The organism is Macrococcus sp. PK (assembly GCF_022501545.1).
In the GTDB taxonomy this organism is placed as follows: domain Bacteria; phylum Bacillota; class Bacilli; order Staphylococcales; family Staphylococcaceae; genus Macrococcoides; species Macrococcoides epidermidis.
This window is the reverse complement of the sequence record NZ_JAEPRF010000017.1, coordinates 46,148-69,003: the sequence shown is the minus strand read 5'-3', so window position 1 is coordinate 69,003 and position 22,856 is coordinate 46,148. Positions and strand designations below refer to the sequence as shown.

The 22,856-nt window shown below is 34.0% G+C and carries 22 protein-coding genes, 1 pseudogene and 1 riboswitch; of the genes and pseudogenes, 7 read left to right on the top strand and 16 right to left on the bottom strand.

Features of this window, described 5'->3' with window-relative positions:
* Positions 1 to 77: 77 nt before the first annotated feature.
* The 3 genes from JJJ02_RS11420 to JJJ02_RS11410 all read right to left on the bottom strand — a co-directional run bounded on the left by JJJ02_RS11420 (position 78) and on the right by JJJ02_RS11410 (position 3,231).
* On the bottom strand, positions 78 to 1,676 hold the full coding sequence (locus JJJ02_RS11420; protein WP_111716659.1) for a CTP synthase: 1,599 nt from the start codon (positions 1,674 to 1,676) through the stop codon (positions 78 to 80).
* 133 nt (positions 1,677 to 1,809) lie between these two features.
* Entirely contained in the window at positions 1,810 to 2,340 is a 531-nt protein-coding gene (gene rpoE / locus JJJ02_RS11415) for a DNA-directed RNA polymerase subunit delta (RefSeq protein ID WP_111716658.1), read from the bottom strand.
* A 75-nt stretch (positions 2,341 to 2,415) separates the two neighbouring features.
* Entirely contained in the window at positions 2,416 to 3,231 is an 816-nt protein-coding gene (locus JJJ02_RS11410) for a GNAT family N-acetyltransferase (protein ID WP_240839123.1), read from the bottom strand.
* 174 nt (positions 3,232 to 3,405) lie between these two features.
* On the opposite strand from JJJ02_RS11410, the gene coaW reads away from it, so the two are divergent.
* Positions 3,406 to 4,218: a type II pantothenate kinase gene (gene coaW / locus JJJ02_RS11405; RefSeq protein ID WP_239243262.1), complete on the top strand. Its 813-nt coding sequence runs from the start codon at positions 3,406 to 3,408 to the stop codon at positions 4,216 to 4,218.
* 167 nt (positions 4,219 to 4,385) lie between these two features.
* Here coaW and ldmS read toward each other — a convergent pair whose 3' ends face one another.
* From ldmS to JJJ02_RS11380, 5 genes are all read right to left on the bottom strand, one after another.
* Positions 4,386 to 5,564 (bottom strand): L-aspartate--L-methionine ligase LdmS, encoded by a 1,179-nt coding sequence (gene ldmS / locus JJJ02_RS11400; protein ID WP_240839121.1) that lies wholly within the window; start codon positions 5,562 to 5,564, stop codon positions 4,386 to 4,388.
* The gene (locus JJJ02_RS11395; RefSeq protein ID WP_111716651.1) at positions 5,554 to 6,738 is read right to left on the bottom strand and encodes a M20 family metallopeptidase; all 1,185 of its coding nucleotides are present in this window, start codon (positions 6,736 to 6,738) and stop codon (positions 5,554 to 5,556) included. Before JJJ02_RS11395 ends, ldmS begins: the two co-directional genes overlap by 11 nt.
* A 58-nt stretch (positions 6,739 to 6,796) precedes the next feature.
* Positions 6,797 to 6,894: riboswitch (SAM riboswitch) on the bottom strand.
* A gap of 54 nt (positions 6,895 to 6,948) precedes the next feature.
* The gene (locus tag JJJ02_RS11390; RefSeq protein WP_240839119.1) at positions 6,949 to 8,586 is read right to left on the bottom strand and encodes a sensor histidine kinase; all 1,638 of its coding nucleotides are present in this window, start codon (positions 8,584 to 8,586) and stop codon (positions 6,949 to 6,951) included.
* Positions 8,583 to 9,257: a response regulator transcription factor gene (locus tag JJJ02_RS11385; RefSeq protein WP_111716648.1), complete on the bottom strand. Its 675-nt coding sequence runs from the start codon at positions 9,255 to 9,257 to the stop codon at positions 8,583 to 8,585. Before JJJ02_RS11385 ends, JJJ02_RS11390 begins: the two co-directional genes overlap by 4 nt.
* A 120-nt stretch (positions 9,258 to 9,377) precedes the next feature.
* Positions 9,378 to 9,920 (bottom strand): GrpB family protein, encoded by a 543-nt coding sequence (locus JJJ02_RS11380; protein WP_240839117.1) that lies wholly within the window; start codon positions 9,918 to 9,920, stop codon positions 9,378 to 9,380.
* Between the two features lie 153 nt (positions 9,921 to 10,073).
* Between JJJ02_RS11380 and JJJ02_RS11375 the strand changes: the two are divergent.
* From JJJ02_RS11375 to JJJ02_RS11360, 4 genes and pseudogenes are all read left to right on the top strand, one after another.
* Positions 10,074 to 10,637, top strand: a pseudogene (locus tag JJJ02_RS11375) (class I SAM-dependent methyltransferase); the annotation flags it as partial.
* 66 nt (positions 10,638 to 10,703) lie between these two features.
* Positions 10,704 to 11,594 carry a PLP-dependent cysteine synthase family protein gene (locus JJJ02_RS11370; protein WP_275542457.1) on the top strand — a complete coding sequence of 297 codons (891 nt, stop codon included), beginning with the start codon at positions 10,704 to 10,706 and terminating at the stop codon, positions 11,592 to 11,594.
* A 2-nt stretch (positions 11,595 to 11,596) separates the two neighbouring features.
* Entirely contained in the window at positions 11,597 to 12,742 is a 1,146-nt protein-coding gene (locus JJJ02_RS11365) for a bifunctional cystathionine gamma-lyase/homocysteine desulfhydrase (protein WP_240839114.1), read from the top strand.
* A gap of 14 nt (positions 12,743 to 12,756) precedes the next feature.
* Positions 12,757 to 13,242, top strand: a complete 486-nt coding sequence (locus JJJ02_RS11360) for an S-ribosylhomocysteine lyase (protein ID WP_239243257.1) — start codon at positions 12,757 to 12,759, stop codon at positions 13,240 to 13,242.
* A 56-nt stretch (positions 13,243 to 13,298) separates the two neighbouring features.
* Here JJJ02_RS11360 and JJJ02_RS11355 read toward each other — a convergent pair whose 3' ends face one another.
* Positions 13,299 to 13,907, bottom strand: a complete 609-nt coding sequence (locus JJJ02_RS11355) for a hypothetical protein (RefSeq protein WP_239243256.1) — start codon at positions 13,905 to 13,907, stop codon at positions 13,299 to 13,301.
* A 161-nt stretch (positions 13,908 to 14,068) separates the two neighbouring features.
* Between JJJ02_RS11355 and JJJ02_RS11350 the strand changes: the two genes are divergently transcribed.
* Entirely contained in the window at positions 14,069 to 14,749 is a 681-nt protein-coding gene (locus JJJ02_RS11350) for a hypothetical protein (protein WP_111716640.1), read from the top strand.
* A 78-nt stretch (positions 14,750 to 14,827) separates the two neighbouring features.
* Positions 14,828 to 15,094 (top strand): hypothetical protein, encoded by a 267-nt coding sequence (locus JJJ02_RS11345; protein WP_240839112.1) that lies wholly within the window; start codon positions 14,828 to 14,830, stop codon positions 15,092 to 15,094.
* Positions 15,095 to 15,592: 498 nt separating this feature from the next.
* Here JJJ02_RS11345 and JJJ02_RS11340 read toward each other — a convergent pair whose 3' ends face one another.
* The 7 genes from JJJ02_RS11340 to JJJ02_RS11310 form a co-directional block, all read right to left on the bottom strand.
* The gene (locus JJJ02_RS11340; protein ID WP_240839110.1) at positions 15,593 to 16,744 is read right to left on the bottom strand and encodes a DUF418 domain-containing protein; all 1,152 of its coding nucleotides are present in this window, start codon (positions 16,742 to 16,744) and stop codon (positions 15,593 to 15,595) included.
* 127 nt (positions 16,745 to 16,871) lie between these two features.
* Positions 16,872 to 17,444 carry an immunodominant staphylococcal antigen IsaB family protein gene (isaB, locus tag JJJ02_RS11335; protein ID WP_240839108.1) on the bottom strand — a complete coding sequence of 191 codons (573 nt, stop codon included), beginning with the start codon at positions 17,442 to 17,444 and terminating at the stop codon, positions 16,872 to 16,874.
* 38 nt (positions 17,445 to 17,482) lie between these two features.
* Positions 17,483 to 18,556, bottom strand: a complete 1,074-nt coding sequence (locus JJJ02_RS11330; protein WP_483869258.1) for a sensor histidine kinase — start codon at positions 18,554 to 18,556, stop codon at positions 17,483 to 17,485.
* A gap of 236 nt (positions 18,557 to 18,792) precedes the next feature.
* Entirely contained in the window at positions 18,793 to 19,446 is a 654-nt protein-coding gene (locus tag JJJ02_RS11325; RefSeq protein ID WP_240839104.1) for a response regulator transcription factor, read from the bottom strand.
* A 32-nt stretch (positions 19,447 to 19,478) separates the two neighbouring features.
* The gene (locus tag JJJ02_RS11320; protein ID WP_240839102.1) at positions 19,479 to 20,855 is read right to left on the bottom strand and encodes an ABC transporter permease; all 1,377 of its coding nucleotides are present in this window, start codon (positions 20,853 to 20,855) and stop codon (positions 19,479 to 19,481) included.
* Positions 20,852 to 21,490: an ABC transporter ATP-binding protein gene (locus JJJ02_RS11315; RefSeq protein WP_240839099.1), complete on the bottom strand. Its 639-nt coding sequence runs from the start codon at positions 21,488 to 21,490 to the stop codon at positions 20,852 to 20,854. Before JJJ02_RS11315 ends, JJJ02_RS11320 begins: the two co-directional genes overlap by 4 nt.
* A 10-nt stretch (positions 21,491 to 21,500) precedes the next feature.
* Positions 21,501 to 22,682 (bottom strand): ABC transporter permease, encoded by a 1,182-nt coding sequence (locus JJJ02_RS11310; protein WP_240839097.1) that lies wholly within the window; start codon positions 22,680 to 22,682, stop codon positions 21,501 to 21,503.
* Positions 22,683 to 22,856 lie beyond the last annotated feature (174 nt).

Sequence of the window (22,856 nt, the reverse complement as noted above, 5' to 3'; positions counted from 1 at the left end):
ATATTTCAATAGTTAACTTTTGTTAACTTTCAACATACAAAAAAAGGCCACCTCAAAAGGATGACCTTTAAAAAATCTTATTTATTAATTGCTGCTTCTACAAATCCACGGAATAAACTTTGTGGTTTCATTGGACGTGATAAGAATTCCGGATGGAACTGACATGCCACAAACCATTTATGGTCTGGAATTTCAACGATTTCCACTAAGCGACCATCTGGTGAAAGTCCAGAGAATACTAATCCTTTTTCTTCTAAACGTTCACGATACTCGTTGTTAAATTCATAGCGATGACGGTGACGTTCCTCCACATGGTTCACCCCATATGCTTCAAATGCTTTCGTACCTTCCTGCACTTCACATGGATATAAACCTAAACGTAATGTTCCGCCTAAATCTACAACATCTTTCTGATCAGGTAATAAAGCGATAACTGGATAAGGTGTATTTGGATCTAACTCTGCTGAGTGCGCACCTTTCAATCCAACAACGTTACGTGCAAATTCAACTGTTGCTAACTGCATACCTAAACAAATACCGAAGAACGGAATATTGTTCTCACGCGCATATTGTGTCGCTAAAATCTTACCTTCGATGCCACGCTCACCGAAACCACCAGGTACTAATATACCGTCAGCATCTTTAAGACGTTCTTTATAGTTATTCACATCTAAATGTTCTGAATTGATCCAGTCGATTTCGATATCTTTTCCGAAAGCATAACCTGCATGTTTTAATGCTTCAGCAACTGAAAGATATGCATCCTGTAATGCAACATATTTACCAACTAGCGCAATTTTCACTTTTCCTTCTAAGTTACGGACAGTATCTAACAGTTGATTCCATTCAGTAAGATCCGCTTCACCACTTGCTTCTAAACCTAAACGTTCAATTACAAGATCATCCATATCTTGTGCTTGTAATGCAACCGGAATTTGGTAAAGTGTATCCGCATCACGACATTCGATTACTGATTTTTTATCGATATCACAGAATAACGCAATTTTATCGCGTAAGTCTTCTGTCATTTCATATTCAGTACGTACAACAATCATATCTGGTTGAATACCTAATCCACGTAATTCTTTTACAGAATGTTGTGTCGGTTTCGTTTTCATTTCACCCGCAGCTTTAATGTACGGTAATAATGTACAATGAATGTACATTACATTCTCACGACCGAGATCACTTTTAATTTGGCGAATTGATTCGATAAAAGGAAGTGATTCGATATCCCCTGTCGTACCACCAATTTCAGTAATAACCACATCAGCTTTCGTTGATTCGCCAGCTAGAAGTAAACGTGATTTGATTTCATTAGTAATATGGGGAATAACCTGAACTGTTCCACCTAAGTAATCACCGCGGCGTTCTTTCTTCAATACATGAGAATAAACACGACCTGCTGTAACATTAGAATATTGATTTAAATTAATATCGATAAAACGTTCATAGTGCCCTAAATCTAAGTCTGTTTCTGCGCCATCATCAGTTACGAATACTTCACCGTGCTGATATGGACTCATCGTACCTGGATCGACGTTTAAATATGGATCAAACTTTTGAATTGTTACATTTAGACCACGATTTTTTAATAATCTTCCTAAACTTGCTGCAGTAATCCCTTTACCTAAAGAAGATACTACCCCACCTGTTACAAATATAAATTTTGTCATGATTTACCTCCTAAAAAAATAAAAAAGCACTCCATTTGCAAAAGCAAAGGGAGCGCATAAGTTTATACGTTCGTCCTAATTAAAGGAGCCCAAGTAAAATGATAATCATTTTTGAGCAAAATGTCAACTAAGATTATAATTCTTCTTGGTCCTCTTCATCTTCATCTTCGAATTCATCGTCTTCGTCATCGAATTCATCCGCTTCAACTACTAAACCTGCTTCTTCCAATTCATCTTCGACTTCTTCGTCTTCAGCGTCAACGTTTTCTTCATCATCTTCACTAACAACTAAGTCTAACTCATCTTCGACTTCATCTTCACCAAGTAAAGCGATTTTAGGTGCATCTTCATCGTCTTCATCAAGTACGTCAAATTTTTGTACTGTCGGCGCGATTTTTTCTTCGATATCATCTACTGAATACCAGTCGCGAAGACCCCACATATATTCACCTGTTGATAAGAAACGACCATCCGTATTTAAATCTGTGTAGAACTGAACAACACGTGTTTCAATTTCTTCACTTGAATACTCACCTATAGATTGGAATTCATCGATTAAATCATAAAGGTTAACTTCTTTACCTTTTTCAGTTAAATAAATATAAGCTAAATCGATAAAAGAGCTTTCATCTATCATTTCTTTTGTATATTCAGAGATTTTCATTTTCTTCGTCCTTTCAAACTATGCTAGTTTAAGTTCACACTACATCATATCAAGAAAACGACCTCTAAAGCAAGATTAATAACGAATTAATTTCGTTAAATGATTAGGATGTTCAGCATCCATCGGTACAAAGTTATTGTTTAAGTATACATCTCTTAAGTTTTCCGGAACCTCTACTTCTATCTTGATAACCTCTTTAAAATGTTTACGCACAAAAGTTGCAATCTGGCGTAACACATTTTCACGGATAACATCCACATCTTCAGTAATATCCATCGCTTTCAATGTAGCGATATTTCCTTCAACTTCTAATTCGACAGTTCCTACTGCTTTATCATCTTTCAGCAATTTAATATTGTCACCATCCTGAACCAATCTTAATTTAGAAACATAGTTTGCATCTAAGTCTAAATAATAAAGACGCTCCTTACCAATTGGACCATTCGGGTTTGTCGCTAAATGCATAAAGCCAGCACGCTCATATAAATTCCACGCACCTTGATTCTCAGCATCGACCACTAAGAAAAGATGATCAAAATTTGGAAATACACTTTGTGCAAACTCAGGGATATTCATCATAATCTCAGTACCGTAACCTTGTCCCTGTAACTTATTATTGATTGATAGACTGCGTACATATACTGCATTAACCGGTGTATCATATCCTTCATGCTGATAATGTTGATGAAGCACAAAGAACCCGACAACCTGCTCGTCATGATTAAGCACGACACACGGTCTACGGTTCGGGTCAAATAAACCTTCATCTAAAACTTCTAAAGGTAATGATGAATATACCTTTTGTCTATCTGTTAATTCAAACGCTTCTAATTGAGGTCTATATTCCTCTTTATATTGAACAATCTTAATTTGCGATCCTATAAATTCCATAATGTTGCCTCCGTCTTGGATGAATTTAATAATTTACTCAATATATATATACCCATTTCATCTCAAAATTATCACAAAATTTAAACAAAACAATGAATCTCCACAAACTACGTTTCAATATAGTATAATGACAAAAACAGATGATAAATGATAAATGATAAATGAGGTATTGATATGAAGATTGGTATTGACGCTGGTGGCACTTTAATTAAAATTGCTGTTTTAGAAAACGACAAATTCACCTTCAGAAAACAGCTGAGCACTGAAATCGATGAAGTAGCTGAATGGTTAAAGACCGTACCAGATGCACAAGTTGCTTTAACGGGTGGGAAAGCGACGTATCTGCAAAGTTTAATCCCACAAAATGCTTTTCAATCGATTGAATTTGATGCAACATTCCGTGGCATCCAATCATTCCTAACAGAAATGAATCTTGATATTTCTAAGTTTGTGTTTAGTAACGTCGGTACAGGAACATCTATCCATTTTGTAGACAACGGCAAACAAATCCGTGCAGGCGGAACAGGCGCAGGTGGTGGTATGATGATGGGACTTTCATACTTACTGACTGGAAAAGAAGATTTCGATGAGATTGTTACGATAGCTAAAGAAGGAAATCGTGACATCATCGATTTAAAAGTAAAACATATCTATAAAGGAGATAAAACGCCGATACCAGGCGAACTGACTGCAGCCAATTTCGGTAATGTCCTCCATAACAAAGATACAGAAAACTTTAGTGATGCTGATAAAATTGCTTCAGTATTAGGTATCGTCGGGGAAACCGTAACAACAGTATCCATTCATGCAGCCCGTGAGTTTGGTGCTGAATATGTCGTCTATATCGGCTCAAGTTTCTTAAACAATACGTTACTGCGCGATATCGTGATGAACTATACAGTATTGCGCAACTTTAAACCGTACTTCATCGAAAACGGTGAATATTCAGGTGCGGTTGGAACGTTGAGATTGATGGATGAGCAATAAAAAAACGCTGCGTTACTCGTGTGAGTAACGCAGCGTTTCGCTTTGCAGATGACCTTATTTCTTCCCAATTACTTTAACCAAACTAAACAAAAATGGAATTAAAGTCGCACTAATAATTGTCGTTGCTACTGCAATGCCTGTTGCATTATTTTTCTTACTCAAATGAATCACCCCTTCAGTCGTGCTTCAAATGCTTTTACGCGTGACTCTACTACCGCTTCATCTCCATGCCAGATACAGATAAATCGTGACGGGAATTCGTCTTTCTCTTTATAATCTCCATTATAATATGCAAGCGGGAATAAGTATCCTGCTTTCACTTCATCCAATATGACATCGAAGAATTTCGCGTTATCTCCATCGCTATAATATGCAAGAAACTTCTTATAATCTCCAGCTAACACACTATCTAATAACAACAGCGAACTTGAACCGTTCTGTCTGAAGTTAAGGTCGATTGCGTATATCTCACCTTTGCTATCAACAAGTAAATCAAAGCCGGCAATGCCAACATATCCAGCTTCTACACCATTTTGCATAATTTCTAATCCTGCATCGATGACATCCTGCGGGATATTATGATCTATAATATTCCCACGATATTTACCGTACTTTTCAGTGATCTGCTGACTTGAACCAATAAACTTAATACCCAGTTCTTCGCTAAATGCATACTGTACACAATAATTATGCACCGGTTCAATAAACTGTTCAATAATCATCTGTACTGTACCTTCTGCTTCTCGCACGCGTTTAATACTACGCTCAACATCTTCCTGCGTATAGCACAGCATTACGCCATATCCACCGGCAGTCGGATGTTCATCTCCTGGTTTAATCACGAAAGGCAGTGACCACTTACGAACAGTATCTTCAAAGTCTTCAATCGCCACAACATCACGTTTCGGCAAGAATTTACCCTTCGTCCATTTATCCAGTATCGATTTATTGTTAAGCGCTAAAAATTTATCACGCGGTACAACGTATTTATCGCCTGGTACTAATTCCTCTTCATGGGCATACTGAAAGAATATCTTTTCTCCATCCAGAACCGCATCGCGTAACACCTGTTCATATGATTCACGTGTATTATACACTCTGAAACCATTCGGCATATCAAATCCAACTGCATTAAACAATGCTTCAGTTTTATCTGTCACGGTCGCTTCGTGTACAACGACCGGCATCTCGGCGATTAACAGTTCACGTGCGCTCAGTAAATTTGACTGATGTTCTTCTGGCTGTAGCCATGGATTAAAAGTATAGGATGGACGTGATGAATACATCACTTTCTCTCCATATAAATCTTTCATAACTAATGGTAAGTTGATTGGTTTAGTCCCCATAAATGTTCTCCTTTAATGTTTCATGTAAATGTTTAATGCGTTGTAGTTCTTCAGGTTTCTCGATTAACTCGATTGCCATCGTTGCCATTATTTTAGCACCTTGTAATAAGGCATGATCCCCGTGTGCGCTCTTCGCTGCTTCACGAAATTCTACCGTGTGTCCAACGAGCGTTGATGGTCCCATCTTAATATGTGGGTGAATCGTAGGTATGATGTGACTCACATTCCCCGTATCCGTTGAACCGAAACCAAAATCATCATGCAGAATTGGCTCATTATGCATAATAGCATGTTTCTCAAATAAATCATCTAAAAATGTATTTCTGATGAATTCATTAACACCATTTTGAATGTGATTGAGCTGATATTCTGCCCCTGCTGTAATCGCCGCACCTTGCGCTACACGATCGACTTTACCGGTTAATACATCTAAATCTTTTCTGCTAATTGCTCTGGTATAAAATCTCGCTTTCGTATAATCCGGAATAATATTTGCTGACTTACCACCATCTAAAATAACACCATGCACTTTATCCGTCTTCTTAATATGCTGACGCAATTGGCCGATTCCATTAAAGAAACTGATCATCGCATCAAGCGCATTAATACCATTATGCGCATTCTCAGAAGCATGCGCAGTCTTGCCAAAAAACTCCACTTCAAACACGTCTACTGCAAGTGTTGGCACGGTTCTAAATGATTCATGTCCCGGATGAATCATCAATGCTACATCACTATCATTAAATAATCCTGCTTTAACGTATGATGCTTTCGCACTACCGTTTACACCGCCTTCTTCAGCTGGTGTCCCAAATACCTGAATAACACCGCCTAAATCATCAATCACTTCTTTTAAAGCAATTGCTGATAATACACTAGATGTGCCGATAATGTTATGACCACATGCATGTCCTAGACCTGGCAATGCATCGTATTCTGCTAAATAAGCGATAGTAGGTCCTGCTTTCTCGCTTTCATACGTTGCGATAAATCCAGTTTCATGTCCTGCAATATCACGTTCTATACTAAATCCTGCATCTTTTAATGTCTTGCTCAGCAAATTAGACGCAAAGTATTCTTCATTACCTAATTCAGGTCGTGCGTGAATTTCATGACTAATGCGTATAAATTTATCTCTGTGTTCATCTATATATTGCAATACTTTGTTATTCATATTATTATCTCCTCCGTAATTATAAAAAAAGACATTCCCAGATAGGAATGTCTACACGTTCTTATCTGCCAGCTTACGCTGTAGGAATTAGCACCTTACATGACTGCAGGTTGCTGGATGTCATCGGGCCCTTCCCTCGATCCGTCTTGATAAGTTATTGAATTTAATACTAACTATATAGTTATCTATAAATTCTGTCAAATATCAAAATTAATATGTCAGTAAAGTAATTAAGAATTTCGTACCGGCCACTGAACTAACAACGTCTATCGTGCCATCATGCAGTTCAACGATTTCTTTTGCCACAGATAATCCCAAACCACTGCCATTATGATGTTCATTCGTTCTATTACCACGATAGAACTGTTCAAAGATATGCGTCAGATCTTCCTGCGGTATACCTTGTCCGTTATCCGAAATTTCTATGATTGCGTTACTTCCACTCGTGTACGTACTTATCCATACTTCAACATTAACGTTATGCGTAAAACTATTCGACACAATATTCGTCAGTACACGATCCATGCGTGACGTATCAATATGAATCGTCGCATCTTCTTTATGGACGTAGCTCAACCCTTTATTGCCATATTGAGAGACAAATGCATCAATATACGTTCGTAAACACGTTTCTTCTGTATGGAACTGAATGCCATCACTTTTCAGCTGATAAACCATATTCAAATCTTTCAGCAGCTGATCGATATATAATGCTTTATCTTCAATAATGCTTATAAACTTCTTCTCTTCGTCCGGTTCAAGCGGCATTCCACTGTTAAGTATTTTTGCATAACCATAAATTGAACTCAGTGGTGTTTTTAAATCATGTGTAATACCACGTACCCAGTTTTCACGCTGAATATTCATGTTACTTTGGTAATTTTTATCATCTGATAACTTTCCTGTAAGCTTCGCGATCGCCCCGTCTATCGGACTATACATACGATATTTACGACGCAATCGGCCATTTTTATATATCTTTTCATTATTTAATACGGAATAGTCACCCTTAGCTAGTTGCTCTACCCATGTAGAAAAATGTCTTAATGGTTGCGCTAAACGATTACCTAAAAAGATTGATAACAGTAAAATAGCGGCTAATACAACAAGATTCATCCATGCATACCAAATTAAAAAGTTTTTCATAACATTCATAAAATCTTTATCATAAATATAGCTGTTTTCTGCAAATATTGCTTTCGTATCTGCAGGATGTGGATTTTTCTGAACAACATAATAATTTTTATTATCTTTAAAATATGAAACAAAGAAATATTTTTGATAATTGTCGTTATTCTTATGCTTGAACAGCGTATTATTCACGACATCTTCATCAAAAGCTCCAGAAATTTTAGTTATCCCTTTGCGCTCAACGACAAATAATGCGAGATTGTGTTCGTCCAGATAACTTTGTGCGTCTTTTTCATTTCTCTCTAGTTTACGTCTTGCTTCATTTAATATCGTATTCTGCAGATAGATAACCTGCTGTCCTTTTGGCATCTCCCAAGTCGTAAATTCTTCAGCACGATATGTATTTAACGGGCGTAACTTAAATCCTTTTTCTGATACGTAAATCACTTCATCATCTTTATTCTTTACTACAAGCACTCCATCATGTCGCTTAACATAATTAACCATCTCTTTAACGGGTTTAACTTTGTCCCCGTCAAACTTAATATATTCACTAATAGAATATGAATCCACGCTTTGCATATCTTCCTCAAAGAAGCTTTGCTCACTCGTAAACAGGAAATAGACAAAGAAAGCACAAATAATGAATGTCACCGAAAAATAAAAGATCAGAAAATAGCGGATAAAGCGAATCATAAATTTTTTGCTGATGCTCATCTATCCTCACCTGATTTTAAAATATAGCCGATACCACGTGACGTTAATAATAATTTCGGTTTACTCGGCTCAACTTCGAGCTTTTCTCTTAACTTTCTGATATGCACCATTACGGTATTATCGTCTACAAATTGATTTTCCCACACCGCTTCATAAATCTGCTCTTTCGTACAGATTTCATCCTGATGTTCATATAAGTATTGCATCAATAAATATTGTTTTCCTGAAAGGAGATATTTCTTATCTCTTACAGTTAATTCTGCATTACGTTCATCAAATGAATATAACGCCTTTTCTTTTTTACCGGACTTCATATAACGCTCGACATTGACTTTTACTCTCACTGCAAGTTCCATCGGATTAAATGGCTTTGTAATATAATCATCTGCTCCATTTTGAAAGCCTTTAATCTTATCTCTATCCTGCGTATTTGCCGATACATAAAGAATCGGCGCATCGGTCATTTCTCGTATTTCATTGCCAAGATCATAACCTGACCCATCTCCAAGATTTATATCCAGTAAATACGTATCATAATGCGCACTAATCATCGACTTCGCCTGTGCAAATGTAGAAGCAATATCAACTTTTTCGAATCCTTCACGCACGAGAATAAACTTTATAAGTTCAGCAATCTCAAGTTCATCTTCTACGATTAATATTGACGGCATATTTTCGACTCCTTTAAAAGATGCATTTATTTAGTAATAATAACAAAATTTCCACTATTTTTGTATTATTCTTTAAAATGATAAAAAAATAAGACTGAAGTAATTACTTCAATCTTAGACTTAAATTATTGAAACATCTTCATGAGATGTTCTATCACTATACCAGTCCACTGCTTTTACCGTCATCACAGTTACAAAGATCAGTTTAGACTGTTCATAGGTCTGCACATCAAATGGATACATTTTAGCGAGTTCTCTTTTCACACTATTATAGCGTTCCATCTCGCTCGGATAATATTTTAAATAACTGGTAAAAGCAGTCAGTTCAATAATCTTTTCATGACCTACAGGAAAAATATAGAGTTGATGCGTTCTGTCACCTGAAATGCGCTTCACATATTGCAGACTATCTTTAAATTCCGGTGTGATGCTTTCATAACCTAAATTGATTAAAGCCATATGCTGCGTTTCAAAGAGCTGCAAACTTTTAGTGACGATCATCATATCAATAATTGGTTTAGCCGACATACCAGGAACTGCTGTTGAACCGATATGTAATATATTATCGGCGTGCTCTTTAATACTATTTTTTAATTTTCTGCTTTCATCTAAAAACAAATGCTGCCAAATACTATCATATGGTAAAACAACAATCCTCTTCATATGCCACCAACTTTCAAATTTTGTAATATTACTATTATAACTTATTGTGACTAGATTCACAAACTATTTCGTTGTTTTCTACTTTGTACCATGTTATTATTAATTCCGAGTTAACCGATAAGATTACTTAAAGTATAGGAGCGGAAAATAATAATGAGCTTACCTTTTATGGATATATTTAAAGACTGGGCATCAGAATACGATAATTTCGTAACTGGTCAGGATCCTGAATATAAAGATGTTTTTGTGAACTATGACTTTATGATCGCCCAAGCAGTGAAACATGCTAAAGGTGATGTTGTAGAATTTGGACCGGGTACCGGTAACTTAACTAATTACCTTTTACAGCAAGGTTTAAACGTACGTGCGATTGAACCGAGTGAAGAAATGGCTGCCATCGGAGAAAAGAAGACAGGGATTTCTTTTGAACGTGGTGACTTTTTAAACTTTAAACAGCAACCAGCTGACACATTTATTTCTTCATTTGCATTCCATCACTTAACGGATACAGAAAAAGATATCGCTATCGGTAAGTATGCGGAATTATTAAATGAAGGTGGCCGCGTCATCATTTTAGATACAATCTTCAATTCTGAAGAAGAGAAACAGTCGATGATAGAGCATTATACGTCACTTGGCTTTAATAATTTAGTAGAAGATTTAAACCGTGAATACTATCCATTAAAAGAGACAATGGAAAGCATCGCGAGTCGCAACGGCTTCGATTATCACGATACGCAACTTAACCGCTTTGCACACCTGCAAATTTTAGAAAAAAAAACAATAAAAAAACCATTTGATTTAATCGGTCACACACCAATGGTAGAAATTACAGCATTCCCATTAAATAAGGGAAATCGTATATTCGCAAAACTAGAGAATCATAATTTAGGTGGTTCGGTAAAAGATCGTCTAGGTCTAAATATTATTACGAAAGCGTTAGATCGCGGCGATATTAAAAACGGTCAAGTCGTAGAAGCAACAGCCGGAAATACTGGTATCGGGTTAGCTCTCGTATGCCAGAAGTATGATTTAAAATTACGTGTATACGTTCCAGAGAAGTTCAGTGTTGAAAAACAAAGCATCATGCGTGCTTTAGGTGCAGAAATTATCAATACACCAACAGAAAAAGGGATGCTATTTGCACGCGAGGAAGCTTTGAAATATGCACAGGAAACTGGCGCATTCTTCACAAATCAATTCGAATCACCTGATAATCCTTCTAGTTATGAAGGACTTGCCAATGAAATTATCGCGGATGTTGGACGCGTTGATATGATCGTAGCCGGCGCTGGCTCAGGTGGTACGTTTACAGGGCTAGCACACTACTTTAAAGATGCACATAAAGTAATCGTGGAGCCGGAAGGTTCAATATTAAATGGTGGAGCATCAGGCAGTCACAGAACTGAAGGTATCGGTGTTGAAAAATGGCCAGACTTCTTACCAAAAGATTTAATCGATGCAGTTGAAACGATTTCTGATATCGATGCTTTTACAAAAGTGTCAGAACTTGCTAAGCTTGAAGGGTTAATGCAAGGTAGTTCATCTGGTGCTGCATTACAGGCGGCTTTAAATCAGCAACAACACTTTACGAATCAAAATATCGTAGTCATCTTCCCGGATGCAAGTGACAGATATTTATCACAAGCAATATTTAATATTAAAGGAGAATAACAATGAAGAAAAAGACAATGATGATTCATGGTGGACAAACGACTGATGCTTTTACAGGATCAGTCAATGCACCAATTTATCAGACAAGTACATATAAACAAGATGGTATTGGTAACTTACGTCAAGGTTATGAGTATTCTCGTACGAAAAACCCAACGCGTACTGCCTTAGAAACATTAATCGCAGACCTTGAACATGGACACGAAGGTTTCGCATTCGGTTCAGGTATGGCAGCAGTATCAACAGTAGTGATGCTGTTAAATGCTGGTGACCATATCGTAGTAGGTAGCGACGTATACGGCGGAACATACCGTGTATTTACTAAAGTATTTGACCGTATCGGTATTAAATCAACGTTTGTAGATACAACAGATGTTGAAGCGGTAAAAGCGGCAATTACACCTGAAACTAAGATGTTATATATCGAAACACCGACAAATCCATTACTCAATGTTACTGACATTCGTGCAATGGTAGAAATCGCACAAGCAAACAACTTAATTTCTGTAGTAGATAATACATTTATGACACCATATTTCCAGAATCCAATCGATCTAGGTGTTGACATCGTATTACATTCAGCAACAAAATATATCGGTGGTCATAGTGATGTTGTAGCAGGATTACTTGTTTCTCGTACGCCAGAATTATCAGAACAAATCCACTTTATCCAGAACTCTGTTGGTGGCATTCTTGGGCCACAAGATAGTTTCTTACTTGTACGTGGTATTAAAACACTAGCATTACGTATGGAACAAACTGAAAAAACAACGATGAAAATTATCGAATTCCTACAATCACAAGATAAAGTAACAAATATCTTCCATCCATCATTATTAGATGCAGAACGTAAAGCAATTCATGAATCACAAGCAACTGGATTTGGTGGTATGATTTCTTTTGATGTCGGTTCTAAAGAAAATGCTGAATTACTTGTAAAATCTTTAAAATACTTTACATTAGCTGAATCATTAGGTGCAGTTGAAAGTTTAATCTCTGTACCAAGTCAAATGACACATGCATCTATTCCACGTGAACGTCGTTTAGAATTAGGCATCACTGATGGATTAGTACGTATTTCAGTGGGTATTGAAGATAGTGACGATTTATTAGAAGACTTAAAAGAAGGATTTGCATTACTTAAATAATTAGGAGGCACATCATGACACAAAAAATGAACGTTGAAAGCTTTAACTTAGACCACACAATCGTAGACGCACCATTCGTACGTTTAGCAGGTATTAAAGAAGGTATCAATGGCGATGTTATTAACAAATACGATATCCGTTTCAAACAACCAAACAAAGAACATATGGAAATGCCTGCACTTCATTCATTAGAACATTTAATGGCTGAGAACATCCGTAACCATACAGATAAAGTTGTAGATTTATCACCAATGGGATGTCAGACAGGATTCTACCTATCACTAATTAATCATGATGACTATGAAGACGTGTTAGTTATCCTTGAAAAAACATTAAATGACGTTCTTGCTGCTACAGAAGTGCCAGCATGTAACGAAGTACAATGCGGATGGGCTGCAAGCCACTCATTAGAAGGTGCGCAATCTATCGCTAAAGAAATGTTAAGTAAAAAAGAAGGCTGGAGAAATATTTATCAAGAAGGTAAAGCACCAGCAGAATAATTAAAAATCCACCTCGGCTGAGGTGGATTTTTTTCTCAATCACAACAAATCATTGATTAAAATCTAATTAAATTAGTGGCTGCATAAACATCATCATATTCGTTCAATACTTTTAACTGTTCATCAACGATATCTAAATGATATGGCCCAGTCATCTCACCAATTTCATACATCTTTGCACGATCAATGTCATCATGCTTCTTAAAGTTAAACGTTACGCTGTAATCTGACTTTTCTCCGGTACCATATACAAGTTCTCCTAAAACTTTAGCTGTACCATTACCTTCAAAATAAGACTTCAATTCAAGTGGTAATGTAAACCTGAAGCGATAATGTGGTGTATTATGCATTAAATAATTGTATAACACACGATCAATTCTATAATCTAAGCGGAAAGCAACACCATTATCGTTTGGCGTTACTACTAAATTCTTTACCATAAAGTGTGGCATATGAAACTCTTTACCTACAGCTTCAGGTGGTGTCGATTCCGGTTTTACAAGTTCAACATTGACGCTTTTTTTCTTCTCATCATTATGTTTCAAATTTTGTACCTCATCGTTTTGTTTTTGATTTTTCGTTAAGAAATAATATAGTGCTCCACTCGCTGCAACAAATACAATTGCACCGACCGCACCAGTCGTCTTTTTACAGTTACATTTCATAGTGACGTCCCCTTTATCTACGTTATTTTATTTCACTATACCCCATTCATCCTTCTTTTAAGCGAAACTATTAAAAAACTATAAAAATCTATAAAAATCTATAAAAAAAATAAAAAACATGTTATTGTAGTGTTTGTACTTTAAGAAACGAGGTTTTATTTATGCTTTTTACACGAACACCAGTAAATAAACTTTTACCGTTCGTATACACAACACTTTTCGTTATTTTTATATTACTTATATTTGAGCAGATACTACAAATGGTTATTGTTTTATTATTTCCGGACATATATAGTGTATTACCCTTTACTTTAGACTTTTTCTTTACCGAAAACATTAGTGAACTTACAAATATTCCTTCATGGATTATTATTCTGATTGTCATCATTCTACTTATCGCAATAACATTTTGGGTAGTAGAATTACTCGTAAAATATAACGAGCGACAGGAAGAACTATACATCGGTGATATCACAGACCATCATCTTTACTTAGCCATATTCACACGTCCAAATGTTAATATAACAGACCTACCAATCTATACCGGAGACTTTATGCGTGATAATAAAGGGACTTCAAGCACTTCAGAAACGAATAGTACACCAGGTGAACTCTATAAATTCATGCATGCAGCACTGTTTAGTAAACCACTTGATGAGGTCTTCTATATTCAGCATATTAAAGTTCAGAAAGAAACATGGCGAGGACTTAAATTTACAGGCGAAGCGATAACGAATAAACGTAATCTTCTCGTACGTAAACAGAAGAAATTCTTCCTTTCTCGTTCAGTTAATGATTACGATAAAATGAAAACATTCATTAAAAGTATTGCTGAAAACTAGTATTTACAGATAATTTACTTTAAATTCACTCCATCTCAATATTTAAAGGGTAAGATGTCTATCATGGAGATGATAGACATGTTTACAGAAAAAGAACGTTTAAATTTAATTATGTCGTATGGTTTAGAAGAATCCATCGATCTTTATAATAAATATTATGATGAAATCCATTCTATAGATCTTAAAAAATTTAAATCAACTATGAGCATCCAGTATGATTTACCACAAAAGCTTGCTGATGCCATATACTTTATAGAATATCATTATAAAAATCGAGGTACCCACTTTGAAGAGATCATGGACTTCTTTAATACTTTACGCGCGATTGAACGACAAGTGATGTAAATTTTATAATAAATGAAAAAAAGGAAATATATGAATATTTCCTAAAGTTGAACTTTTTATTATCCTGTTTTAATTAAAGCAAGATTTCTATATCTTATAGGAGTCTTGCTTTATAATTTTTTCTTCTTTCTTACGAAAATAGATTATTCTATATACTCATTAAATTTATTTCCTAGTACATCATATGATTTAATTGTTTCCCCATAAAACATTTATGGTTAAATATTCCAAAAAATTAAAATTCTATCAATAATTAATGGGTATTATAGTCATAATTAGAGATGATAATATGTTTACAGATAAATAACGTATCAACTTAATACTTTCATACAGTTTAAAAGATGCGATAGAACTGTACAATAAGTTTAATGCCCTAGCCAATGACATTTCTTTGAGTATAAACAATTCATTATATAGCACAAATAAAAGTGTTATTTACAGAGAAACTATCATCCTCTTCAAATCATATTTTGTTAATATGAAAGAAATTCAGAAGAGTTATTTTGACCAATAAGTAAACTTACGCCATATATATTCTAATGGACCTTGTTTATACCTTTTTAAATATAATTGTGCTCCCACACACTGAACTACCGTTAATATTAGCGCGATACTAAAAACTTGCGATAAAGAAAGTTGGCTATATAGTCCTAAAACATAAAAAATAATAAACATCGAAATACTTTGGAAAATATAACAAGTTAAACTTATTTTTCCTATTTTTTCAAAGGGCGTTAAATACATTAGAACTTTATTGTTTTCACAAAGTATAATCGTAAAAACAATATAACTCATAGCAATAAATATGCCGCCATAATAAGTGAAATTTTCCATCATTTCAGCATTAATATGATGATAAATTCCAAATCCTTTTACAGTTAACCCGATTATTAAAAATATACTTGCTGTAATAATAGCGCTTGTTTTGTGCTTCAATATCTTATTGATAAGCTTTGTACGATAAGCATAACTACCAAATAACATAAATGGAAATACAGTTAATAGATAAAATATAAATATTTTTCCTCCAATGAGTGGTGTATTTGCCCCAAGAAATGTTCCCATATTTAAACCTAAAATTAATAAATAATCTCTATCCCTTATAGCTTCTTGCCAAACTTCATTACCAAACGCATTATTTTTATTTAAAACTACTTGGTAGTCTTCTGGTTTAAGTATAACGGAAATCAATTCATTAAAATGCAAACTAAAATGTATCGTTACTAAACATATACTACTAACAAGTGCTATGCGGGGAGAAAGTACTAAAAAGAGTAGTAATAATAAACCAAAAATTGCATAAGTATTTAAAATATCTCCATAAAACAATAAACTTCCATGAAGTATTCCTAATACTAATAAAAATAATAATCTTCTTATTAGACGAGGAAATATATTTTGTCCCCTCTGAAACATATTATCTGCCATGATTGCCATCCCAAATCCAAACAAAAATGAAAAAATCGGATAAAAAGAATTATGGATAAATAATAATGATAATTGTTGCAACAACACATCCTTGTCATTAGCAAATTTAACCAACGGATTTACATAGTAGTAATTTTCATGAAAGCCAACAATATTCATAAATAAAATACCTGTTATACTAAATCCTCTTAATACGTCTAAACTTCGAATTCTATTTGACATAATATCCTCCACAGGAATTTAATCACCATAAAAACCAATTATTTTACAAAAAGATTTCTCATAACAATATATAGTGGTACTTGTTTCAAGTCTTTTCATCTATTATGTTATAACACGTCTAACACCTTTAAAAAGGCATCGTTGTATCTGCATAGATATAGCAATTCACTAACATATTGTTAGCATCAAATGTAGCTTCCAAAATGCTATTATTTACCTTATATGTTACATTTCGTTCTATAATCTTCCCCTTACTATCTTTTATTACATCCGTACCGATTTTATATTTTCCATAATGATTACTGAATTGTTTTATACTGATTTTACCTTTTTGTACGGGAAATTCTATCAAGAAGTATTTGCCTTTCGAAGACTTGTAGCCTATTGTATCGTACTTTTTTATAACAAAACGTTTATTATATCGTTGCTTATTATGCAGGTTTTCAAAAGCATTCATTCCTTCACTAATATCATCGTTATTAAAGTTCGTTGATAATTTCATGCCATTTATAGTAACGTTGTCATTAAATAGAGCTCTTTTAAAGTTCTTATCGAACAAAAACGTATAGCTGTTTCCTGTATATCCTTTCCATTGATAATAAGGTTTTAACATATGTGCGTAACCATCATTACTCTGAATAACCCCTGCACTTAATAATATCGTTGATGCTAAAGCCATCTTCATTAATTTTTTATTCATTATAATTTCCTCCTAGTTTTAATTAATATATATAATTTTTATATTTTTATTTTAAATTTTACACTGTTATCATTTGTTTCAAATAGATACTGTTTATTATAATTATCGAGCAATTTACTAACGATGTAGAGTCCTAAACCATTGCTTGAAGTTTTATTAAGATCGAATTTTATTTCAAATATATTATCGGTGTGTAATGATTCCTTTTCATTACAAGTATTCTCTATATAAAACCACCCTGCTTCTACACCAATATTTATTTTACTTTCAATATCTGTATATTTCACAGCATTACTAATAAGGTTAGAAATGATAATTTGCAACGCCGTCATCCCAATATATATTTGTTCATGTACAAGATTGTTGTTAATTTTTAAATGTTTTTGTTGAATCAATAAATCATATTTCATTAATACTTCTGTAACCACTTTGTTAAGTGATATATGTGATTCATTCTGCTTTAAGTTATCTATAGCCGATACTGATAATACTTGTGAGATAGTGTGTGAAAGATCATCTGTAATAGCAATACAGCGCGCAATGTAAACATCTCTATCTTTATACTTTCCAATGTTGTGCTGCATGTTCTCGAGTATTATTTTCAAACTAGCTAAAGGTGTCTTAAGTTCATGTGATATACCTCTGAAAAAATTATACTTCAACTGTTCTAACTTAATTATTTCCTTATTCTTTCCTTCTAGATCTTCAATAGTTTCTAATAATTTAGTATAAAGTGTATTGATTTGCGCTTTTAATTCACCTACTTCATCTTGAGAAGTAACCTTTAGAAGAGCTGTTTTATCAAGCATCATCATGTCATCTGTAACATTTTTAATCTCTTCTATATTGTTCTTTATAAGCCTTGCATAAACTATAGCAACTAGAATAGAAAATATTAATGAAATTAACAATGAATGTGGTAGAAACTTAAAACTTAAATCTATCGCATCTTGTTGCATATCTGCTGTTGAGATAAACTGGACTGTACGTAATTGACCATTATTCAATACAATATTACGCTCTTCAATAATCAGCGAGTTATGTTTACTTTCAGGATTGATATCAATATCTTGTTCAATCTGTATAGAGTTTCGTTTTTGCTCACCCTTCAAAGAAACTTTAGTCTCACTATGTTTTGAATAAAAATCGAGGGTCTCCTTTACATAATTCAATGATTTTCTATTTAAGTTAAGAGCGATAACATCTGCTTTATGTTGTATTTCTTGTTTTCGGTTTTCTAAATACGTGTTTGGAAATATAAGAAATACAAGAACATGTACGAGTATAACGATTATTAGCAATATAGAAAAAATCTGAAGGAACATTTTGGGAAATATCTTCATTTTGTTCATCTTCGCTCCAATCTATATCCAACATTTCGTATCGTTGTTATGCAGTTTAATTGTAGTTTTTTTCTAAGTTCCTTAATATAGACATCAATGACTCTATCATAAGGTACATCATCTGTTCCTTTCCATACATGATTTAATATCTGCTCTCTTGTCAGTGCGTAACCTTCATTCTCGATTAAAAACTTCAAGATTTCTAGTTCTTTCGGATTCATATCTACTAACTTTCCATTAAGTCGTGCAGTGTAGCGCTTAAAATCTACTTCTGCTCCACGATATTCAAAATAATCATGAGTTCCGTAATATTTTTGAATTAATGCATCCACTCTTACCTTTAACAATGAAAGCGAGAACGGCTTTTCAATATAACCATCTGCCAGGTTTGTGAATGCATCAATTTTATAGGTTTCATCACTGAAAGCTGTAAGTATCAGAACCGGAAGATTACTTTTCTCCCTTATTTCTTTTAATACTTCTAGTCCATTTTTAAAGGGTATTTGAATATCAAGAATAACAAGATGAGTACTTTCGTCAAACTGATTTATAGCAGCTTCACCATCTGATGCTTCAACCACGCTATAGCCGAATTCAGACAAATATTCTACAATTCCTTCTCTTATCATTTCATCATCTTCAACAACCAATACCCTCATAATCCGTTCTCCTTCAATTTAAAAAATTTACATTACTTATTATCTGTCAGTAATTCTTTAGGATGCTTATTCAACATTCGTATAGATGAAACAATCACTGAAATGAATAATACGACAGACATAAATAATATTACAGAAATTACAGTTTCCGTTAATATATTAACATTTAGGCTTGTTAATGTCCTATTAAAGCCGTCAACTTCTGCTCCTCCACCCAATTGACTCGATGAAGATTGAGCTGAAATTTGTTTCGTAATATCTTGTGTTACTTTATCTAAAACTTTCTCACCAAGTATATTTGCTGTGTAGCGTGATAAAATATATGCGCCGACGAAAGCAGGTATAGCAATAAAAAATACTTCCATTAAAAACTGCATAAATATTTTCATTTTAGACATACCAAGTGTCAACAAGATAGCAATTTCTTTCTTTCTCGCATTCATCCATAACAATAATAGAAGTGACACAATCATTCCAGATAATACTAATGCCACTGTAAATAGTTTATTCGCAATACTATAAATTCCAGAGATTGATTGTTGTAGAGCGGGGAAGTTTGATGTACTTTTAATTAAATTATATTCATTCCAATTAATATCTAATTTTTCAAGCTGTTTTATAATTGCATTAAGATCTTTATCTCCTTTTACATAAAATGTAGCATCTTGATATACTGCAGTTTCTTCAGTATTACCATATACCTTAGCCGCAGAATGCAAATCTGTAATGATGGTATTCTGATAAAGTTCTTGTGGCGCACTTACTGGACCATCATTCTGACCGTCAAATAATCCTTTAATTTCTACTTCTATAGTTTCATCTGCACGCTTCTCATTATCTACATCGTAAATGTTCGATTTAAGCTTGATTTTATCACCAACTTTAAGTTTGTTTTTCTCTGCTAAGGCTTTATGCATAAGTATTTTATACTTGTCGTTCTTTGTCAGATGTGTTCCTTGAACTAATCTATAAGACTTTGACAGAAACTTCGTTTCTTTTGCCGATTCATTCACACCTGTCAACATTACTGTACGTTTAAAATGTTTAGCACGTTCACTTGACGGGTCAACTTGTGTTTCATTTGTTTCAAATAAATCGTAACCTACAAGGTCTGCTACACTATTAATTCGTTTCACATAATGATGGATATCTTTTGACTGAGCTACTTTCTCAATATCTTCACTTTTAACATTCCCTCCTCCTCTAGGAGTACCAGGATTCACTTGTCTGTTGATTTCCATAGAGAAACTGTTCGTTACGTTACCAAATGTTTTTTTTGCAGCATTGTCTGTTGCATCTTTTAGAGATAAACCAATTAATGATAAAGTCGTCATCACAAGAATAACAAACATGATAATTAATGATTTAATTTTCTTTTTTGTAACGTAAGAAAACGCATTTCGAATCATTGTGCTACCTCCTTCAATTGCTTATTACGAAGTTCTAAAACAACATCTGCTACTTCAGCAACTGCTTTGCTATGAGTTACAACAATTACACATTTATTTCTCTCTTTAGCCAGATTTTTTAATACATTTATGATTTCTGTTGCCGTTATTTCATCCAGATTGCCAGTAGGTTCATCTGCTAATATTACTGGCGCTTCAGAGACAAGCGCTCTTGCAATTGCTACACGCTGTTGTTGCCCTCCTGAGAGCTTCATAACATTTCTCCTTATCTGCTTAGAATCTAAACCTAGCGATAAGAGTATTTCCTCAGATGCCTTACGGTTAACAATTCTTATATTCTCAAGCGGTGATAAATAGTCAATCAAATTATAATTTTGAAAAACAAGGGAAATGTGATTTTGTCTATGATTTCTGTAACCATCTTGTTTAATATTCTGGCCATTAAATATCACTTCTCCACTTTCAGGTTCATCTAATCCCGCCAGTAACGAAAGTAATGTTGATTTACCGGATCCAGACTTTCCGATAATTGCATAAAACTTACCCACTTCAAATTCTTTACTTACGGTGGACAATACTTTTTCTCTGCCTTTAACATAACGATATGTAACATTTTTAATTTCTAAAATACTCATCTATATTCTCCTAACTGATTTTTGATAATAACTTTTTTGGTGGTTGAAGTAGCATAAAGGATGACGAAACTATAATAGACACAACAATTATTATAAGAAGTATACAGTAACTCATTCCAAATGATTGCAAGTGACTTATATCTCTAGAATTTCGCATCAAGTTTGCAAACATACTTACAATCACTAGTTTACCTAGAAAATATGCAGGGATTGCTGCAGATAAGGAAACAAGAATTAATTCAAAGACAAACTGGATGATAATCATTGCCTTACTTATACCTAAAGAAAGTAGTATTGCAACCTCATAAATCCTTTCTCTTGTCCAAAGTGACAGGACAAGTGATAAAGAAATTATCCCTCCTGCAATAATTATATAATTCATCCATTGCATCATCTCACTCATTCCATTATAAGATGCTACTTTACCTTCCAAACCGCTATTATTTTTTTCAATTTTGTAATTTGCTTTTATATCTTCGTTTTGTTCAAGCATGTGTAATACCTTATCAGGATTATCCGTAACAAGCTCTAGTTTATTAACTCGATTTTTCTGAATAGATTGATAACTCAAAAACATCATATTCTCACTAAAGTCAGATGTCAGGCCGGTATATTTCTCCTGTTTCTTTCCGGAGAAGATCCCCCTAATCTTATATGTCATCATTTTCTTAGTACCTGGTTGTAGTAACTGCACAGTATCTCCTACTTTTAAGTGATTCATTTTAGCAAGCACTTCGTGAACAAGCACACTTTTCTTATCACTCGATTGAATATGATGTCCTGATTTTATTGTGAACACATCACTTTGGAATAATACGTTTCGTTCTGTATTTAATACCGCTTCATATGCCACAGCATTCTTCAAGTTATCCGGTATATTATCACGTTTTACTTTTTGGTTTCCATTTACAACATTTATACCTTTCGCTATTGCTGTACCGTTATATATGGGTGATATCTCCTTTATTTTTTCATACTTAGAAAATTTTTCTTTGTTGAACTCCTCACCATTTTTTTTTGTAACTATAAGTGATGAATTCGTTAGTTTATTTAAATCATCTTTTAAGTTTTTTGTCGTTCTTTGAATGCTAATACAAGCAAACAAACTCGACAACAATACTAACAATATGACAAAGATAATCAATGATCGGTTTTTGTTTCTTATAATATATAACCACCCATTACAAATCATCCTTAACCTCCTTTATTAATATACTTTCGAATGTATAATACAGGATATTTATAAAACAATTATGAAATTGAAAAATAAAAATAATTCATATATCTAATACACAAATATTAGAAGAAATAGAAGTGTACAAAAAAAGACAAATTCGCATCATCAAATGCGAATTTGTCCTTTTAG

Bases quoted from the DNA above. Each gene is read 5' to 3' on its own strand.
- JJJ02_RS11325 (WP_240839104.1), bottom strand. From the start codon at position 19,446: ATGAGGGTATTGGTTGTTGAAGATGATGAAATGATAAGAGAAGGAATT.
- coaW (WP_239243262.1), top strand. From the start codon at position 3,406: ATGAAGATTGGTATTGACGCTGGTGGCACTTTAATTAAAATTGCTGTT.
- JJJ02_RS11385 (WP_111716648.1), bottom strand. From the start codon at position 9,257: ATGCCGTCAATATTAATCGTAGAAGATGAACTTGAGATTGCTGAACTT.
- ldmS (WP_240839121.1), bottom strand. From the start codon at position 5,564: ATGGGGACTAAACCAATCAACTTACCATTAGTTATGAAAGATTTATAT.
- JJJ02_RS11315 (WP_240839099.1), bottom strand. From the start codon at position 21,490: ATGAGTATTTTAGAAATTAAAAATGTTACATATCGTTATGTTAAAGGC.
- JJJ02_RS11320 (WP_240839102.1), bottom strand. From the start codon at position 20,855: ATGATTCGAAATGCGTTTTCTTACGTTACAAAAAAGAAAATTAAATCA.
- JJJ02_RS11360 (WP_239243257.1), top strand. From the start codon at position 12,757: ATGACACAAAAAATGAACGTTGAAAGCTTTAACTTAGACCACACAATC.
- JJJ02_RS11340 (WP_240839110.1), bottom strand. From the start codon at position 16,744: ATGTCAAATAGAATTCGAAGTTTAGACGTATTAAGAGGATTTAGTATA.
- rpoE (WP_111716658.1), bottom strand. From the start codon at position 2,340: ATGAAAATCTCTGAATATACAAAAGAAATGATAGATGAAAGCTCTTTT.
- JJJ02_RS11395 (WP_111716651.1), bottom strand. From the start codon at position 6,738: ATGAATAACAAAGTATTGCAATATATAGATGAACACAGAGATAAATTT.
- JJJ02_RS11345 (WP_240839112.1), top strand. From the start codon at position 14,828: ATGTTTACAGAAAAAGAACGTTTAAATTTAATTATGTCGTATGGTTTA.
- JJJ02_RS11420 (WP_111716659.1), bottom strand. From the start codon at position 1,676: ATGACAAAATTTATATTTGTAACAGGTGGGGTAGTATCTTCTTTAGGT.
- JJJ02_RS11390 (WP_240839119.1), bottom strand. From the start codon at position 8,586: ATGAGCATCAGCAAAAAATTTATGATTCGCTTTATCCGCTATTTTCTG.
- JJJ02_RS11380 (WP_240839117.1), bottom strand. From the start codon at position 9,920: ATGAAGAGGATTGTTGTTTTACCATATGATAGTATTTGGCAGCATTTG.
- JJJ02_RS11310 (WP_240839097.1), bottom strand. From the start codon at position 22,682: ATGATTTGTAATGGGTGGTTATATATTATAAGAAACAAAAACCGATCA.
- JJJ02_RS11410 (WP_240839123.1), bottom strand. From the start codon at position 3,231: ATGGAATTTATAGGATCGCAAATTAAGATTGTTCAATATAAAGAGGAA.
- JJJ02_RS11365 (WP_240839114.1), top strand. From the start codon at position 11,597: ATGAAGAAAAAGACAATGATGATTCATGGTGGACAAACGACTGATGCT.
- isaB (WP_240839108.1), bottom strand. From the start codon at position 17,444: ATGAATAAAAAATTAATGAAGATGGCTTTAGCATCAACGATATTATTA.
- JJJ02_RS11350 (WP_111716640.1), top strand. From the start codon at position 14,069: ATGCTTTTTACACGAACACCAGTAAATAAACTTTTACCGTTCGTATAC.
- JJJ02_RS11355 (WP_239243256.1), bottom strand. From the start codon at position 13,907: ATGAAATGTAACTGTAAAAAGACGACTGGTGCGGTCGGTGCAATTGTA.